At 62.5% G+C, this 13641-nt stretch carries 17 protein-coding genes; 11 read left to right on the forward strand and 6 right to left on the reverse strand.

The features are described 5' to 3' along the window. Positions 1-26: 26 nt before the first annotated feature. On the forward strand, positions 27-1214 hold the full coding sequence (locus FHU29_RS04690) for a PrsW family intramembrane metalloprotease (protein WP_064441620.1): 1188 nt from the start codon (positions 27-29) through the stop codon (positions 1212-1214). On the opposite strand, the gene FHU29_RS04695 is transcribed toward FHU29_RS04690, so the two are convergent. After that, entirely contained in the window at positions 1162-2316 is a 1155-nt protein-coding gene (locus FHU29_RS04695) for a DUF2306 domain-containing protein (RefSeq protein WP_064441621.1), read from the reverse strand. The genes FHU29_RS04690 and FHU29_RS04695 overlap by 53 nt on opposite strands. Before the next feature lie 151 nt (positions 2317-2467). On the opposite strand from FHU29_RS04695, the gene FHU29_RS04700 reads away from it, so the two are divergent. After that, positions 2468-3196, forward strand: a complete 729-nt coding sequence (locus tag FHU29_RS04700; RefSeq protein WP_183377472.1) for a TetR/AcrR family transcriptional regulator — start codon at positions 2468-2470, stop codon at positions 3194-3196. Between the two features lie 19 nt (positions 3197-3215). Here the strand turns inward: FHU29_RS04700 and FHU29_RS04705 are convergent, their stop codons facing one another. Next, the gene (locus tag FHU29_RS04705; protein ID WP_064441622.1) at positions 3216-4274 is read right to left on the reverse strand and encodes a beta-ketoacyl-ACP synthase III; all 1059 of its coding nucleotides are present in this window, start codon (positions 4272-4274) and stop codon (positions 3216-3218) included. A gap of 101 nt (positions 4275-4375) precedes the next feature. On the opposite strand from FHU29_RS04705, the gene FHU29_RS04710 reads away from it, so the two are divergent. The 4 genes from FHU29_RS04710 to FHU29_RS04725 all read left to right on the forward strand — a co-directional run bounded on the left by FHU29_RS04710 (position 4376) and on the right by FHU29_RS04725 (position 7611). Next, complete coding sequence (locus FHU29_RS04710; RefSeq protein ID WP_083962451.1) at positions 4376-5215, forward strand: helix-turn-helix transcriptional regulator; 840 nt, start codon at positions 4376-4378, stop codon at positions 5213-5215. Between the two features lie 10 nt (positions 5216-5225). Then, positions 5226-5630 (forward strand): nuclear transport factor 2 family protein, encoded by a 405-nt coding sequence (locus tag FHU29_RS04715; RefSeq protein WP_064441623.1) that lies wholly within the window; start codon positions 5226-5228, stop codon positions 5628-5630. A gap of 90 nt (positions 5631-5720) precedes the next feature. After that, positions 5721-6740, forward strand: coding sequence for a beta-ketoacyl-ACP synthase III (locus tag FHU29_RS04720; RefSeq protein ID WP_064441624.1), 1020 nt, complete (start codon positions 5721-5723; stop codon positions 6738-6740). 124 nt (positions 6741-6864) lie between these two features. After that, positions 6865-7611 (forward strand): spermidine synthase family protein, encoded by a 747-nt coding sequence (locus FHU29_RS04725; RefSeq protein ID WP_064441625.1) that lies wholly within the window; start codon positions 6865-6867, stop codon positions 7609-7611. Here the strand turns inward: FHU29_RS04725 and FHU29_RS04730 are convergent. After that, complete coding sequence (locus FHU29_RS04730) at positions 7562-8305, reverse strand: class I SAM-dependent methyltransferase (RefSeq protein WP_064441626.1); 744 nt, start codon at positions 8303-8305, stop codon at positions 7562-7564. The two genes, FHU29_RS04725 and FHU29_RS04730, sit on opposite strands and share 50 nt — an antisense overlap. A 128-nt stretch (positions 8306-8433) precedes the next feature. On the opposite strand from FHU29_RS04730, the gene FHU29_RS04735 reads away from it, so the two are divergent. The 3 genes from FHU29_RS04735 to FHU29_RS04745 all read left to right on the forward strand — a co-directional run bounded on the left by FHU29_RS04735 (position 8434) and on the right by FHU29_RS04745 (position 10756). Further along, positions 8434-9486 (forward strand): hypothetical protein, encoded by a 1053-nt coding sequence (locus FHU29_RS04735; RefSeq protein ID WP_064441627.1) that lies wholly within the window; start codon positions 8434-8436, stop codon positions 9484-9486. A gap of 102 nt (positions 9487-9588) precedes the next feature. Continuing rightward, complete coding sequence (locus FHU29_RS23025; protein ID WP_064441628.1) at positions 9589-10446, forward strand: endonuclease domain-containing protein; 858 nt, start codon at positions 9589-9591, stop codon at positions 10444-10446. A gap of 154 nt (positions 10447-10600) precedes the next feature. Further along, the gene (locus tag FHU29_RS04745; RefSeq protein WP_157095303.1) at positions 10601-10756 is read left to right on the forward strand and encodes a hypothetical protein; all 156 of its coding nucleotides are present in this window, start codon (positions 10601-10603) and stop codon (positions 10754-10756) included. Position 10757: 1 nt separating this feature from the next. On the opposite strand, the gene FHU29_RS04750 is transcribed toward FHU29_RS04745, so the two are convergent. Then, complete coding sequence (locus FHU29_RS04750; RefSeq protein WP_064441630.1) at positions 10758-11060, reverse strand: hypothetical protein; 303 nt, start codon at positions 11058-11060, stop codon at positions 10758-10760. A 73-nt stretch (positions 11061-11133) separates the two neighbouring features. Between FHU29_RS04750 and FHU29_RS23030 the strand changes: the two genes are divergently transcribed. Together FHU29_RS23030 and FHU29_RS23615 are read left to right on the forward strand one after the other, a co-directional pair. After that, complete coding sequence (locus tag FHU29_RS23030; protein WP_232323039.1) at positions 11134-11520, forward strand: hypothetical protein; 387 nt, start codon at positions 11134-11136, stop codon at positions 11518-11520. Positions 11521-11580: 60 nt separating this feature from the next. Beyond that, on the forward strand, positions 11581-11751 hold the full coding sequence (locus tag FHU29_RS23615) for a hypothetical protein (RefSeq protein ID WP_232323040.1): 171 nt from the start codon (positions 11581-11583) through the stop codon (positions 11749-11751). Positions 11752-11754: 3 nt separating this feature from the next. Here FHU29_RS23615 and FHU29_RS04760 read toward each other — a convergent pair whose 3' ends face one another. Beyond that, on the reverse strand, positions 11755-11904 hold the full coding sequence (locus FHU29_RS04760; protein WP_157095305.1) for a hypothetical protein: 150 nt from the start codon (positions 11902-11904) through the stop codon (positions 11755-11757). Positions 11905-12003: 99 nt separating this feature from the next. Beyond that, positions 12004-13455: a plasmid pRiA4b ORF-3 family protein gene (locus FHU29_RS04765; RefSeq protein ID WP_064441631.1), complete on the reverse strand. Its 1452-nt coding sequence runs from the start codon at positions 13453-13455 to the stop codon at positions 12004-12006. Between the last annotated feature and the right edge of the window lie 186 nt (positions 13456-13641).

Genomic DNA, 13641 nt, shown 5'->3' on the forward strand with positions numbered 1-13641 from the left:
TGTACAACGAACGAGGGGATGGGGCGATGCAGAGTCCGCACCACGTGCAGTGGTCGGTGGAGCACAATCGCAGAGCGCTGGTGCCCATCGCTGTCATCGTCATCATGGCGGTTGTCGCGGTCGGTCTTGTCGCAGTGTTTTCGCTGAGCACCGGGATCGCTATTGGACTTGTTGCGACGCTCCTCGCGTTTGCGCCGGTAATTCCCATCGCGATGTTGTTCTTGTGGATTGACCGCTGGGAGCCAGAGCCCGGAAGGCTGCTGCTCGCCGCGTTCCTCTGGGGCGCGAGCATCGCGGTCGTCACCGCCTTGATCGGCAGTCTCGTCCTGAACATCACGTGGTTGCGGCTACTCGCCACAGAGAACACTCACGCGCTGGGCCTGGCTGTGACGGCACCGGTGGTGGAAGAACTCTGCAAAGGTCTGTTCCTGCTGTGGCTGTTCTGGTTCCGGAGGCGCGAAATCGACGGTGTCGTCGACGGCATCGTGTACGCCGGGTTAGTCGGCCTCGGCTTCGCATTCATGGAGAACATCTTTTATCTCGGCGCGGCGCTCGAAGAAGGTGGCCTCGCCGGTGGGCTCTTCGTGTTCGTTCTGCGGTGCCTGATCAGCCCGTTCGCCCATCCGCTGTTCACGATCATGTTCGGCGTGGGACTGGGGCTCGCGGTGCAGAGTTCTCGGCCGCTGGTCAAAGCACTCGCGCCGGCATGTGGCCTGCTGCTCGCGATAGCGATGCACGGCTTGTGGAACGGGTCCATCCTGGTGCTGGACGGTGCCGGGTTCCTCCTCGTGTACGCGCTGATCATGGTGCCCGTGTTTATCGGCGCGATCGTGATCGTGACGTGGCAGCGGAAGCGTCTGCAGCGCGTTGTTGCGCAACAACTCCCACGAATGGTGTCCACTGGGCTCATCCATCCCGGGGAGGTGGCTCCGCTTGCGTGCCTGACGAGCCGGGGCCGCTGGCGCACGACGGTTCAGCAGCGTCAGGGCGCGGACGCCGCGAAGGGCGTGAAGGATTATCACGCCGTCATCACCGAGCTGGCGATCCTTTATGACCGTCAGGCGCGTGGAGCGATTGGTGACGATTACGCGAAACTCGAACGCGAACTCGTCGCCGGTCTCTATGACGCGAGGGCCCGCGCGCACAGTTACCCGGCAGCACTCACGACCGCATCACAGGCTGTTGGGCAGCGGAACCCGTACCTGCGGGCTTGATCACGCGGCGGTTCCACGCGACCACACCATAGGCGACGAAAAGCGTCACAGCGGCTGCGGTCAGGGTGGCGCCGTAGAAAGCCTCGGAGACGGTGAATGGAATTGTATAGACAGCCCACAAGACGACGAACGCAGCAGGGGCGGCGGCGAGGCCAAGGTGGATCACTTTCCACTCGGCGGCCCCGATGACATCACCGTCCCGCTGTGCCTGGCGCCCCATTGCAGCGACGACTATCAGCGCGAGGACGTACGTCACGAGGTGAGCGGCCAGCAGCCGGTCGATCCCGCCGATGTACGAGCTCACCGCCACGAAGAGCGGGATGAACGCAACCACTGCGGACGCGTAAATCGTTCCCCGGACCCAGGGTGGTACGGCGATTGGCTGGTTGATCTTCGAGATCCGGCGTGTGTCGGACGCTCGGATCGCGAATACCGCGCCCAGGAAGAGCACGATCGGAACCACCGTGCCGCTCGCGACATTGATGATGTCGTGGGTTGCGTCTGGCCACGCAAGCCCGAAGAGCAAGTATCCGATGCGCAGGAGCGGCGCAGACAGCAGCAGCGCGAAGTTGACAGCCATCAGTGTCTGATGTGTCCGCACATGCCCGCGAACGATTGCTATCACCGCGAGGATGGACGTGGTGAGCGTCGCAATCACCAAAGCCCAGAGCTGCAGGTAGAACGCCGGCCCGGAGAACGTGTCGTCAGGCCCGGTGCGTATGAGGTAGCCGCTCGCGGCAATCATCGAAATGATCACAATAGTCACCTGCGCCCGGCCAATTCTCCGGTGAATATGCAGGTAACGCGTGCGGAAGCGCTGCGAGAACTGGGTGATGCCGAGGAGGATGGCCAGCCCTCCGCCTATCGTGTGGACGAGAAGCCACCCGAGGCTATTTTCGTATGCGGCCTGCTGGTCGAGATGAATTGAACCCTCGCCATAGACGATTTCGTCTCCGACGACCGACGAGAAGGTCGTGTCCCACAGCGACGGCGCGTTTGGGGTGAAGAAGCGAAGCATGTATTCGATCGCCATCGGGCCGTAGACGACGCAGAGCAGCGCGAGCCCGATCCACATCGCTGTGCGGACCTGTTTGTTCTTCATGTGTCGCTCCTGCCGCCGTTGGCTGGGCTCCGCCCGGGTCGTCGCATTCGAGACTGGCAGACCCGAACACAATTTACAAGTAGATTCAAAAGTGAATCTAATTCACAACTGGCTGACATGGAAGGGGGATGTGACCCATTACGCTGTGAGCATGGCGGCATCAGCCCAGCAACATCAGATCGGCGACGCGGCACCACAGAGCCCGCGGGTCAGTCGGCGCCGCGCGCGAAACCGTGAAGCCATGCTCGACGTCGCCGAGCGGCTGCTTTCTGCTGACGGGGTCGATGCGGTCCACATCGAACAGATCGCCGAGGCCGCGGACGTCTCGGTGGGTTCGATTTACACCCACTTCGGCAACAAAGAAGGCTTGATCCTCGCGACTGCAGATCGCATCTTCGACCGCATCCACGACTACCTAGCCATGGCGTATTCGGCGAGTGAGAAGCCGATCGAACAAGTTGTGGCCACCGGAAGTGCTTACCTCAACCTGCTGCTTGACTACCCATTCCTAGTTCGTTTCATGGCGTCTGGACTGCCGCAGCAGGGGGAGGATGGCGTTGTCTTACGCATTCACCAACGCATCGAGGCGCTGCTCACGTACCTCGAAGACAGGATCGACGCGGCAATCTCAGCTGGACAGGCGAAACCAGTCAACAGCGCACACTTCGCCCGGTTCCTCCTGGGATCGTGGAACGGAGTCGTCGCGCTGAGCTTGCAAGGTGACGCATTCCGCTTATCCCGTGACGAAGCCGAAGAGTGCCTATATCAAGCCCGACGCATCATCATCGAGGGTCTCTGCACGCCCCCGTACCTCGATGATGAAGGGCGCGCCACAATCGACCTCCCGCGCGTACCACGCCCGCCGTCAGAATCAGCATGACGGCAGGCCGTAGGGGCGGTTAGAAACTGGGCTCGACTGGAGCGGGCGGGAGCTTCACTACCTGCCCGGCATAGCTCAGGCCAGCACCAAAGCCGAGTAGCAGCGCGATCTGACCGCCCTTGGCCTTGCCGCTAACGAGCATCTCTTCGATCGCGAGCGGAATTGACGCGGCCGACGTGTTGCCGGTGTTCTCGATGTCATTAGCGACGGGCACATTCTCGGCGAGACCGAGGTTCTTCTTCATCAGGTCGTTGATGCGTGAGTTCGCCTGGTGGGGGATGAACACGTCGATATCATCAGTGGAGACGCCGGACTGTTCGAGAACGTTCGACAACGCCTTCGGCAACGTGATGGCAGCCCAGCGGAAAACACGCGGACCCTCCATCCGGATCGCCAGCCGCCCTACCTTCTCGACTTCCGGATCAGTGCCCTGAAGTGCGTTAGCCCGATCCATATACTCCACGAGGTCGTATTGCTGCGCGATCGCGCTGGCGTTTTCACCGTCGCTGCCCCACACCGTCGGAGAGATCCCATTTTCTTCGCTCGGGCCGACGATTACGGCACCCGCACCGTCACCGAAGATGAAAGCGGTTCCGCGGTCGGTCGGGTCGAGGCCGAGCGACATCGTCTCCAGACCGATGACGAGAACGTACTTCGCGGACCCTGCGCGCACCTGGTCCGCTGCTACAGAAAGCGCATACCCAAATCCGGCGCAGCCAGCGCACACATCGAATGCCGCGACGCCGTTGATGCCGAGGTCGTAAGCGACAGTCGGCGCGCCGTGCGGGGTGAGTGTTTTCCACGTCGATGTGGCAAGGATTACCGCGCCAATTTCTGCTCTATCGATGCCGCTGCTGTTGATAGCGCGATCGGCGGCTGCGACAGCCATTGAACGTGGCGTCTCATCGCCGCTGACGAAGCGACGGTTACGAATGCCGCTGCGTTCGAAGATCCACTCGTCGGAGGAGTCGAGAACCTCACATACCTCGTCGTTGGTGACGACTCTGTTCGGACGGTACGCGCCGATGCCGAGCATCGACACATTCTGGTGGCCCTTGGTGGAGGCAATGCTGACCATGGATCTCGGCTCCTTCGCCTTGCGTGCAGGTATCCAACATATCTTGTGGATGGTGCTAGACGTTTCTTCTGGGGGTAACTGGGAGAAATATACTGGTACTCGTGATCTCAGGTAGTCCTGAGCTGGATCTCGTGGTGCGCGAGCCGCCATTGGCGTTGCGCGGACTCATCGATGGTTACCTCGGTTACCGGATGTCAGGATTCGCGCCGGCGCTGCATCGTGGCCTGCCCTCGAGTCACATGACCTTCATCGTCAGCATTGGTTCGCCGATCGTTGTGGTGGAGCAGACCAGCCCCGCTCAGCGGCCGGACCGTTACCGGTGTGTGCTTAGCGGTTTGCAGGCCTCATCTGCAGTTATCTCGCATGACGGCTGCCAGGAGGGCGTGGCGATCGAACTGACGCCGCTCGGCTGCCGCGCATTGTTCGGGATGCCCGCCCGGGAACTGTGGGATCTTTCGTTCGAGTTCGGTGATGTCGTCGGGCGACGCGGTGAAGAGCTGTGGGATCGGCTGCAGTATGCCTCCACCTGGAGTGACCGTTTTCACGTCTGTGATGACGTCCTCACCCGGATGATGACGGCTCGACAAGTCGCCCCGGAACTGGCGTCGTGCTGGCGCGGCATCATCGGGTCCGCGGGACAGGTGCCGGTCGCCGCGCTCGCTGACCACGCGGGGTACTCACGACAGCACCTGGCGCGGTTGTTTCGCGCGGAGTTCGGCCTGGGCCCGAAGCTGGCTAGCCGTGTTGTCCGATTCGATGCGGCACAACGCGAATTGCGTTCGCAGCCAGGAACACCTCTCGCTGACATTGCACAACATGCTGGTTTTGCCGATCAGGCGCACTTCACCCGCGAATGTCTGGAACTCGCAGGGTGCACGCCTCGTGAGCTGAGGGCGGAGTCCGTTCCAAAGGTTCAAGAATCCGTCACCGCCAACGAGTGATCCTTGAGATATGCAGGACACATCAGATCACGCTGAGTTTCAAGACCTTCTCGACCGCTGGGCCGCAGCGATCGTTGCAAACGATGCCGACGCGATCGCGTCGTTCGCCGAACCTGACTGGGTGATCGTGGGCCCCGAAGGCGGACCGTCGCGCCTCTCGGATTTTCTCGCGGTCGTGCGGTCCGGCGACCTCACCCATTCGGAGATGACATTCGAGATCCTCGATGTCCGACGGTTCGGCGACATCGCGCTCGTCCTCGCGCACGGCACGAATAAAGGCGAATGGCAGGGTGAGCCCTTCAGCGCCGACGAATGGGTCAGTGAAGCCTTCGTTCGGCGTGCGGACGGGTGGCGCTGTGTACAGTCAGCGCTGACACCGAACTATGCCGCCGGAACTCCACCGACGGCTCGGTAACTTTCGGAGGCGTAGACACTGGGTGTGGCGATTCCGCGATCCTGGGATAAAAACCGGGACAATAACCGCAAACAGCGGGAAGTAGGTTGAATGCCACCTCAGATCAGGGCCGTTAATGGTGCGGCTCATACGCGAATACTTGGGCTGGGCGTGTACCGGCCACAACGCGTGGTTCCCAACGCTGACATCGTCGGCGCGATCGACTCGTCAGATGAATGGATCCAGACGCGGTCGGGGATCCGCAACCGCCGGTTCGCAGGCGACGACGAAACAGTGATCTCCATGTCCGTCGCCGCCGCGGAGCAGGCGATCCGCTCGAGTGGGATCGAAGCGGGCGATGTCGACTGCGTTATCGTCGCGACCTCCACATACCTGTATCAGACACCGGCCGCAGCGCCGCAGATCGCCTACCAGCTGGGGATGAGGGGAGCGGCGGGCTTCGATGTGTCCGCGGGCTGTGCCGGGTTCTGCCACGCCCTGTCACTCGCGTCAGACATGGTGCGCGCGGGAAGCGCCGGGCACGTCCTCGTTGTCGGTGTGGAGAAACTCAGTGAAAACATGGACCCCACGGACAGGTCAACGGCGTTCATTTTCGCTGACGGCGCGGGCGCGGTGATCGTGGGACCCTCGGACACCCCGGGCATCGGTCCCGTCGTGTGGGGTTCGGATGGATCGCAGTATCAGGCGATTCGGCAAGAGCCAAGCTGGGGTGAGTTCCGCGCAGACTCCTCGATACCGCGTCCTGTCGTGAAAATGGAGGGCACTGCAGTGTTCCGGTGGGCTCCATTCACAATGGCCCCAGTTGCGCGGAAAGCGCTGGAAAAGGCCGGCGTCACGATTGACGACCTTGATGCGTTCATCCCGCACCAGGCGAACATGCGGATCACCGAAACGATGGCGCGAAGCCTGAAAATCCCTGAGCATGTGGCGATTGCCCGCGACATCGTCGATTCCGGCAACACGTCCGCCGCTTCGGTGCCCCTCGCGATGGAAACTCTGCTGAAAAACGGGGACGTCGGTGAGGGATCGCTCGCTTTACTCATCGCGTTCGGGGCAGGGCTGTCCTTCGCAGCGCAAGTCGTGACAATGCCGGGGCTCGCTGCTAACTGACGCCAGAGAAGGATGACTTCCGGCCCACCTCTGCGCGACAGTCCCGAAAGTTGTCGCGCAGAGGTGGGCGGACAGAAATCGGCCCGCGAGGCCGGTGAACGGTTCACTCCGTAGAGTCGGGGGGATGCGATTCGAAGAGCTGGCGTACAAGCAAACGGCCATTGGTGAGGTCAGCCTGCGGCGGCGGTGGGACCCGGCCGTGCAGAAGGACGTCTATGAGGTGAAGCTCGACGACGACTATCTGATGTCCAGTTTGTTCACCGTCGCTGAGGAAGATCTCGCCCGGATCGCGCTCACACATCTGGACGGCGAGCAACTGCACGTCGCGGTCGGCGGGCTGGGGCTCGGCTACACCGCGCTCACGGTGCTCGACGACTCTCGAGTCGACTCACTTATCGTGATTGATGCACTCGCGGAGGTGATTTCGTGGCACGAAGAAGGCCTGATCCCCGCCGGCCGCAGGCTAATGGCTGACGAGCGCTGCCGATTCGTGCACGCCGACTTTTTCGAACTGAACGGAACCAGTTCGCTGGATCCGCAGCGCCCGGACCAGCGATTCGATGCGGTGATCGTGGATATCGACCATTCGCCGCAGCATGTGCTGCACCCGAAGAATGCAGCGCTCTATTCGGTGGACGGGCTGCGTCAGCTCGCCACCCACATACAGCCCGGCGGCGTCTTGGCACTGTGGTCCAACGACCCCCCGGATGACCAGTTCATCACGCGCCTCAGCGCAGTCTTCGCTAGTGCTGACGCTCGTGTCGTCGAGTTCCCCAACCCACTTCAGGGTGGCCAGTCGGCGAACACCGTCTACCTGGCCATCACTGCCGACGCGAATAGCAAAACGCATACGTCCGGTACGGCATCGTGAAGGTGGCTCTGCCTCGAAGTGCGGCGTCGTCGGCGAGGAGCCGTTCCAGCGCTTCATCAACCCGGCGTCGCTCCTCCAGAGACGCGGTCAGATAGGGGCTGCGGCTCCGCGCCAGTTCGCGCAACGTTTCAGGTGCGAGCGGCCGTTCCCAATCCCACGTCTCAAGCCGATCGAGCTGGAACGGGGCGGCAACCTCCGGTTCGGATGTGAGGATCAGATCCTCCGCCGGACTATGCCCGATGATCGCCGTCAGCTTGCGTACCCATTCGACGTCCTCGTTGCGGATATTCCAAATCAGAATCAGGACGCCGCCTGGGGCGAGAACACGGTCCGCTTCTTGTGACGCGGCCACAGGGTCCACCCAGTGCCAGGCCTGCCCGAACAACAGTGCGCGCGCGGTGGAATCGGGGAGGGGCATCGACTCGCCTGTCCCCTGAAAAGTCGGGAGACCTGGGGATTCGGCGCGGAGCTGCTGCAGCATAAGGGGATCGGGATCGACAGCGGTAACAGCATGGCCGAGTTCGATAAGAGCCCGCGTGAGCAAACCCGTCCCCGCGCCACAGTCGATGACGGAACCACCAGCAGTGGGCAGAACCCGCGCTAGGAGTTCCCTCGGATAAGTAGGCCGTGCACGGTCGTATTCTGCGGCTGCCTGGCCGAAACTCGTCGCTCTGTCTGGCGAATTGGCGGTCATTCGATACTCCTAGCTGCGGATTATCCACATGTTTTGCATGCCAACAACTATCATCCGCTTATGGAGACCGGCAGGCCGAAATGCCAAGCACCGAGCGTCGCGCGGCCTTGTGGCACGGAGCCAGCCCGGTGAGGCGCAAGAAAGCCGAGCCGGCGCCCGACCCGCACGCGTTCGGCCGTGAGGCTGCATCCCGCGCAATTGACAAAGCTTTTGAACCGGTCCGCCAAGCTGCCGAGAACGCCGCAGCCGACGCAGTAACCGCAACCGCGTCGAGCATCGCTGAAGAAGTCGCGAGCATGGTGATCGACAGTCCTGTTTTCTCTGCCTCGGTGCGAGCATCGGCAATCACCGTCGCGAGTCCGGTGGGCCGCGCGGCCACGAAGGCCACCTACTTCGCGTCAGGGACGCCGATGGGCAGGGTGGTGCGAGACGTGGCCGGGCTTGCGGCAGCGAGTCCTGTTACGCGGCGCGTCGATAGGGCGGCGAAGGAAACAATAGGTGCCGCGCTCGTCAATGACGCAACCCACGCGGCCCTCAGCGTGGTTGTCGACGCCGCGCTCGACGCTGCAGTGGACGTGGCGATCCCAATGCTCGTCGAAGCGGGCGTAAATGCGGCGTTCGAAGTCGCCAAAGCTGGCGCGCTCCACGGTGCCACCGCCGTGGGCGGAGGACACGAGAGTATTACTGATGCAGTAACATTCGCCACTGGCAACCCGGTGACTACCGGTGCGCAGCGGTTCTTCGTCAAAGCTGTTTCCCTGACCGCGAGGCGGGCCGCGGCGATTGTCGTCGCGCCAATCCTGGGGCGGGCCGCGGAGAAGGCTCGCGGTGAAATTGTCCGGAAGGTGACAGGCGACGTTATCGTCGACATCCCCGTCGCGATGAGCAACGCCGTGCTGGTCACCATCGGTGACGTCATCGAAGCGAACGGCAAGTCCCGCGCCGAAATCGAGCTGCTTTTGAGCGAGGCGGCAGCACATGCAGTTGCCGATGTGGTGCGCAGCGGTGTGCGACCGGTGGCGGGGATGGTTGCGCGCGACGTCCTCACTGGCTCCGTCGTCACGGCGGCGGTCAAAGCTGCCGTCCGCGAGGCGATCGAGGCGATCAAGTCGACCACGCACGCCGCGAGCGGGGCCCCAGGCCGGTTCCGCCAATGGCTGACCAGACGGAACGACGACTGACTTCGCGTCGTGTGCACAAACTCGCGGTCCGCTTGCAGATTTTTTGCGAGTTTGTCCACACGACCGCGAGTCCGTCTCGGCCTCTCGTGCGTCCAACCATGCGTGACAGATTTCGAGACTCGCTCGCCATTCAAGCCTGCCCGTCGCGCCATTCCGCACTACGCCGCGGGCCGGAAGTACCGGCGATTGCTCGACGGCGTGTATGTCGACAGATCGGTGCCGGTGACTCCCGCAGTGAAAGCGCAGGCGGCGTGGGTGTGGTCGGATGGGAACTGCATCCTCTCGGGTATTTCGGCCGCCGCGATTTGGCGGGTCAAATGGCTTCCGGTCGAGGCGCCCGCGGAGATCGTTGTCAAACGGGTCGTCCGGGTGCACAACCTCGTGGCGCACAGGGACGTCGTGTCGCCACACGACGTTGCAGTACGCAGCGGCATGCGACTGACAACTCCCGCACGGACCGCTTTCGATCTCGCGCGCCGGCTTCCTGAAACGGACGCGGTCACCTTGACGGATGCGCTGTACCAGGCCACTGGGATTTCCCCAGATAGCCTGCGTGAATCGGCTGCCATGCGGCCGGGTTACAAAGGGATCCGGAAGCTGCGACGTGTGATTGTGTTGTCAGATGCCGGTGCGGAGTCGCCGCGCGAGACGCAGTTGAGGCTGCTGGTTCTCGGTGCTGGACTGCCCCGCCCAGTTGCACAGTATGTGGTCCGTGATCGTGCGGGCAGGTTCATTGGGCGCGCTGATCTGGCGTGGCCGCAGTGGAAAGTCGCACTCGAATATGAGGGTGCGCATCATTTCACTGATCCGGTGCAGGCGCGGCGGGACGCGCTGCGTGCGAACGCTTACATGCAGGCGGGCTGGAGGACAATCCGTGTGCTCAGCGAGCTGACCCGTGAGCCGGAAGCATTGCTGAACCAGATCATCAGCACTCTGCGAGCGGCCGGCGCTCCAATCTGACTTCGCGTCGTGTGCACAAACTCGCGGTCCGCGTCACAGATTTCTGCGAGCTTGTGCACACGACGCGGTGTCCGCCGATGGAACCACAGCGCAATTCGATGCGTCAGTTCTAGTTATGCGTTTGTACGGGATAACTTGGCGGCGGCTGCGAAGCGTGAGCATCGTAGCCGGGGTATTCGCGGGCACCGCGCTGGGAGCGTGGCTTGTCGCGACGGGCGGCGAATGGCCCGGCTACGGCATGCCTGGGCTGCCGGGCGGGGGAAGCCCGAGCGAGGTGACGGTTGTCGAGTCCTTTCGGGACACGAGGTAAGTCAGCTCTCGACGAGGTCAGCGCCCTTGATGACGGGCCCGGTGCCGAGTAGTTCTGAGGGCGCCGCCATGAGTGGATTGAGCAGTTGTCCGACCACCGGACCGATCCGCGGCAGCGCGGTTTTTGCGCTTTCTTCCTTATCCCACAGATTGACGGTGGCTTGTTTACCGTCACCGAGATCAACGATGAGGCTGCCGATGAACCCAGGCTGCTCGGCGTGGATCCGGTCGAATTCCGCGACATCGGTCGAGTGGGCGGTGAGTTTCTCGGTGTCGAAATGATTGACTCGCACCACGGCATACATGTGACGGCCTCCTTCGAAGGTGGGGTGGTCTCAGGTTACTAACCACAGGCGGGCACGCAGCTAAACTTGCGGTGTGCAGACGATGCCAGAGAATCAGGGTGAACATGCTGCACGTCGTCCGCGCCGCCACCGTGTCGCAATGCTCCTGGTCGCATCTCTCGTGTTCATCGTCGGCCTGGTCTGGGTGGTCGCCGCCTACTTTGACCTGTGGAACATGGTGGGCCCCCGATCGTTCCCCGATGTCGAGGTCACCGAACTCGATGAACGGCAGGCTGCGGTGATCGAGGTGCTTCGCACGGAGTTCGCAGAGAATCCGCCGGGGGAGAAGTACTCGGAAGGCGCGGACGAGGCTTGGTGCGCGAACTTCGTGAGCTGGGTGATGCGCGAAGCAGGGATGCCGCTGGAGAATCCGAACTCCGGGTGGTGGCGAATCCCTGGCGTGTACACGCTGGAGGAGTAGTACCGGGCAGAAGGCCGCTTCGAGTCGCGCGACTCAGGTTACGAGCCGAAGGCGGGTGATGTGGTCCTGTATGCGCCAGGCAGCAAGTTCACCCAGCACACCAGCATTGTCGTCCGCAACGACGATGGGGCCTTGACCACCGTCGGCGGCAACGAGTTCATTCGCGGAGAGGTCGCCGCGCGTAACGTCGGCATGGGCCACTCGGGGATCATCGGTTACGGGGTGCTGTAACAGCTAAAGCCCCAGGAACGTGCCTCCGCTGAGGCCGAGCATCTCGATGAGCGCATACATGATGCCGAAGATTGAGTCGAAAATTTCTTCTCGGGGCATGCCGAGCTGGTCTTCGCCGAGCGTGGAGAAGTCGAGAACGGAGAACGGGGGCATGGATTGTCCTTTACCGAGAGGGGATGTTCCCCAGGAGCGTACGTTGGCTGGAGCGGCTGCGTTGCGGCAGTAGCTGTTTCGTAACATTCACCGGCCGCGTTAGACGGGCCGCTGGAGCGCGGCACGCGCGAACTGGACGCCGCCTGGGGTGATATGGTCCAGCTCCCAGCCTTCCCGCGATAATGCGCCGACCAGGCACAGGTCGTGGTACAGCGGCTGCGTCAAATCCAGCACGTCGATCGCGTCGAGTGGCTCGTCATCCATGCGCCACCCGATTTCTGTCATCAATTCTGCCGTCGGGTGGAGTGCCGAATCATCGGCGAAACCGGCGATAGTCAGCAGCAGCAGTATTAACGCGTGCGACTCGCATGGGTCCGCCGCGATGACGGGGGCTGTTTTCGCGAGGTGGTGCCACAGTGCCAGCGGGTCGTGTGCCAGGTGACGGCCGAGCTTCGTGAGGACCAGCGTCCCTTTCTTCGTTCGCAGCAACCCTTTGTTTTGCGCTGATGCGCGCAGCCGGAGCAGCGGGCCAACACTGACTTCCCGATTCACTTTGAAGATCGCGGGATCGAGCTCGAGCGCCTGAATCCCCTCCTGAACCAGCTTGGGTGGCAGATATCCGGCATTGGTGAGTTTGATGCCGTCGCCCTCCGCGCGCTGCAGCAGCCAGGCATAGCTGGACACCATGGGGGCGGCTTTCTCCGCCGTGATCACGGGGTCGGCGGTGAGGTTCGCGCCCGAAATCAGCCGTAGAACGGGACGCTTGCAGGTGTTCGGCAGTGAGTCAGTGAACTGTTGCACGAACGGTGGCATTTCCACATCGGCGAACATCGCTCGGAGGGCTTTGTTGATATCTCGGGCGCGGAATGGAATCAGCGTATGAACGGGCTGGGGGTGGTGGAGGTTCTGAACGGCGCGCTCATACGCCTGCACACCGCCGCAGTCTTCGGGCGGCCCTGGACGTCGCCCGCCCGTGCACCAGGCGGCCGGTTCTGCGCCGCTGCGCGGCTGCACCTTTTCCAGCTTCAGTGAGTGCATCCAGTTGTCGCCGTAGTCGTAGACGTAATGAAGGACGTCTCCGGGTTCGGAAAGGACCTCGTCGAGGCGGACCTCTTCTTCGGGCACGCCTTCGTCTTCACCCGCATCCGCGTCGAAGGGGCAGAGGTAAAGTTCGCCGCCACTGTCGAAGGGGCCGCCGCCGCTTGAGAAGCGGTGCAAATGACGATCTTGCCAGCCGAAAGCGACTTGCAGCACGTCGTGAACTTCGTTGAGGAGGAGATCCGACGCCAGCTCGAGGCGTCGCCACAGGGGAGGTTCGGCTCCGTTGATTTCGACTCGCACTACGAACGTCACGACGTCCTCGCGCCGGGGGAGCCGGTTGTCGGGACGTGCTGCTGCGTGGCGGTCAGAGGCTGCCGGTCCGGCCACGAGAATCGAGCCGAGCGCCTCGTGAAGCTCGGACGGCGTCATCGTCTCCAAACGCTGCCTGAACTGATCCAGCAGTTGCTCCTGGTCAGCGGGTAGTTCGTCGGGAGCGTTCGAGGGAGCCACAAAGGAACTCTAATGGAATGGAGGGGTCCGCGAAGCCCGGATTCCATTTGTTGGAATTCTCTGTCTGACAGGAAGAATGCACGAATTACCCAAATATTTGCGTTCCGTTAGGGGTATGAAGGACGTCTTTACGGGTATCCACATCAAGTTAGGCGCGATACGCGGGCCGATATAGCGGCACCACCG

Source organism: Hoyosella altamirensis (assembly GCF_014191505.1).
GTDB classification, from domain to species: Bacteria; Actinomycetota; Actinomycetes; order Mycobacteriales; family Mycobacteriaceae; genus Hoyosella; species Hoyosella altamirensis.

Coding starts and splice junctions, on each gene's coding strand:
- FHU29_RS04690 (WP_064441620.1), top strand. CDS start 27: ATGCAGAGTCCGCACCACGTGCAGTGGTCGGTGGAGCACAATCGCAGA.
- FHU29_RS04695 (WP_064441621.1), bottom strand. CDS start 2,316: ATGAAGAACAAACAGGTCCGCACAGCGATGTGGATCGGGCTCGCGCTG.
- FHU29_RS04700 (WP_183377472.1), top strand. CDS start 2,468: ATGGCGGCATCAGCCCAGCAACATCAGATCGGCGACGCGGCACCACAG.
- FHU29_RS04705 (WP_064441622.1), bottom strand. CDS start 4,274: ATGGTCAGCATTGCCTCCACCAAGGGCCACCAGAATGTGTCGATGCTC.
- FHU29_RS04715 (WP_064441623.1), top strand. CDS start 5,226: ATGCAGGACACATCAGATCACGCTGAGTTTCAAGACCTTCTCGACCGC.
- FHU29_RS04720 (WP_064441624.1), top strand. CDS start 5,721: ATGCCACCTCAGATCAGGGCCGTTAATGGTGCGGCTCATACGCGAATA.
- FHU29_RS04725 (WP_064441625.1), top strand. CDS start 6,865: ATGCGATTCGAAGAGCTGGCGTACAAGCAAACGGCCATTGGTGAGGTC.
- FHU29_RS04730 (WP_064441626.1), bottom strand. CDS start 8,305: ATGACCGCCAATTCGCCAGACAGAGCGACGAGTTTCGGCCAGGCAGCC.
- FHU29_RS04750 (WP_064441630.1), bottom strand. CDS start 11,060: ATGTATGCCGTGGTGCGAGTCAATCATTTCGACACCGAGAAACTCACC.
- FHU29_RS04760 (WP_157095305.1), bottom strand. CDS start 11,904: ATGCCCCCGTTCTCCGTTCTCGACTTCTCCACGCTCGGCGAAGACCAG.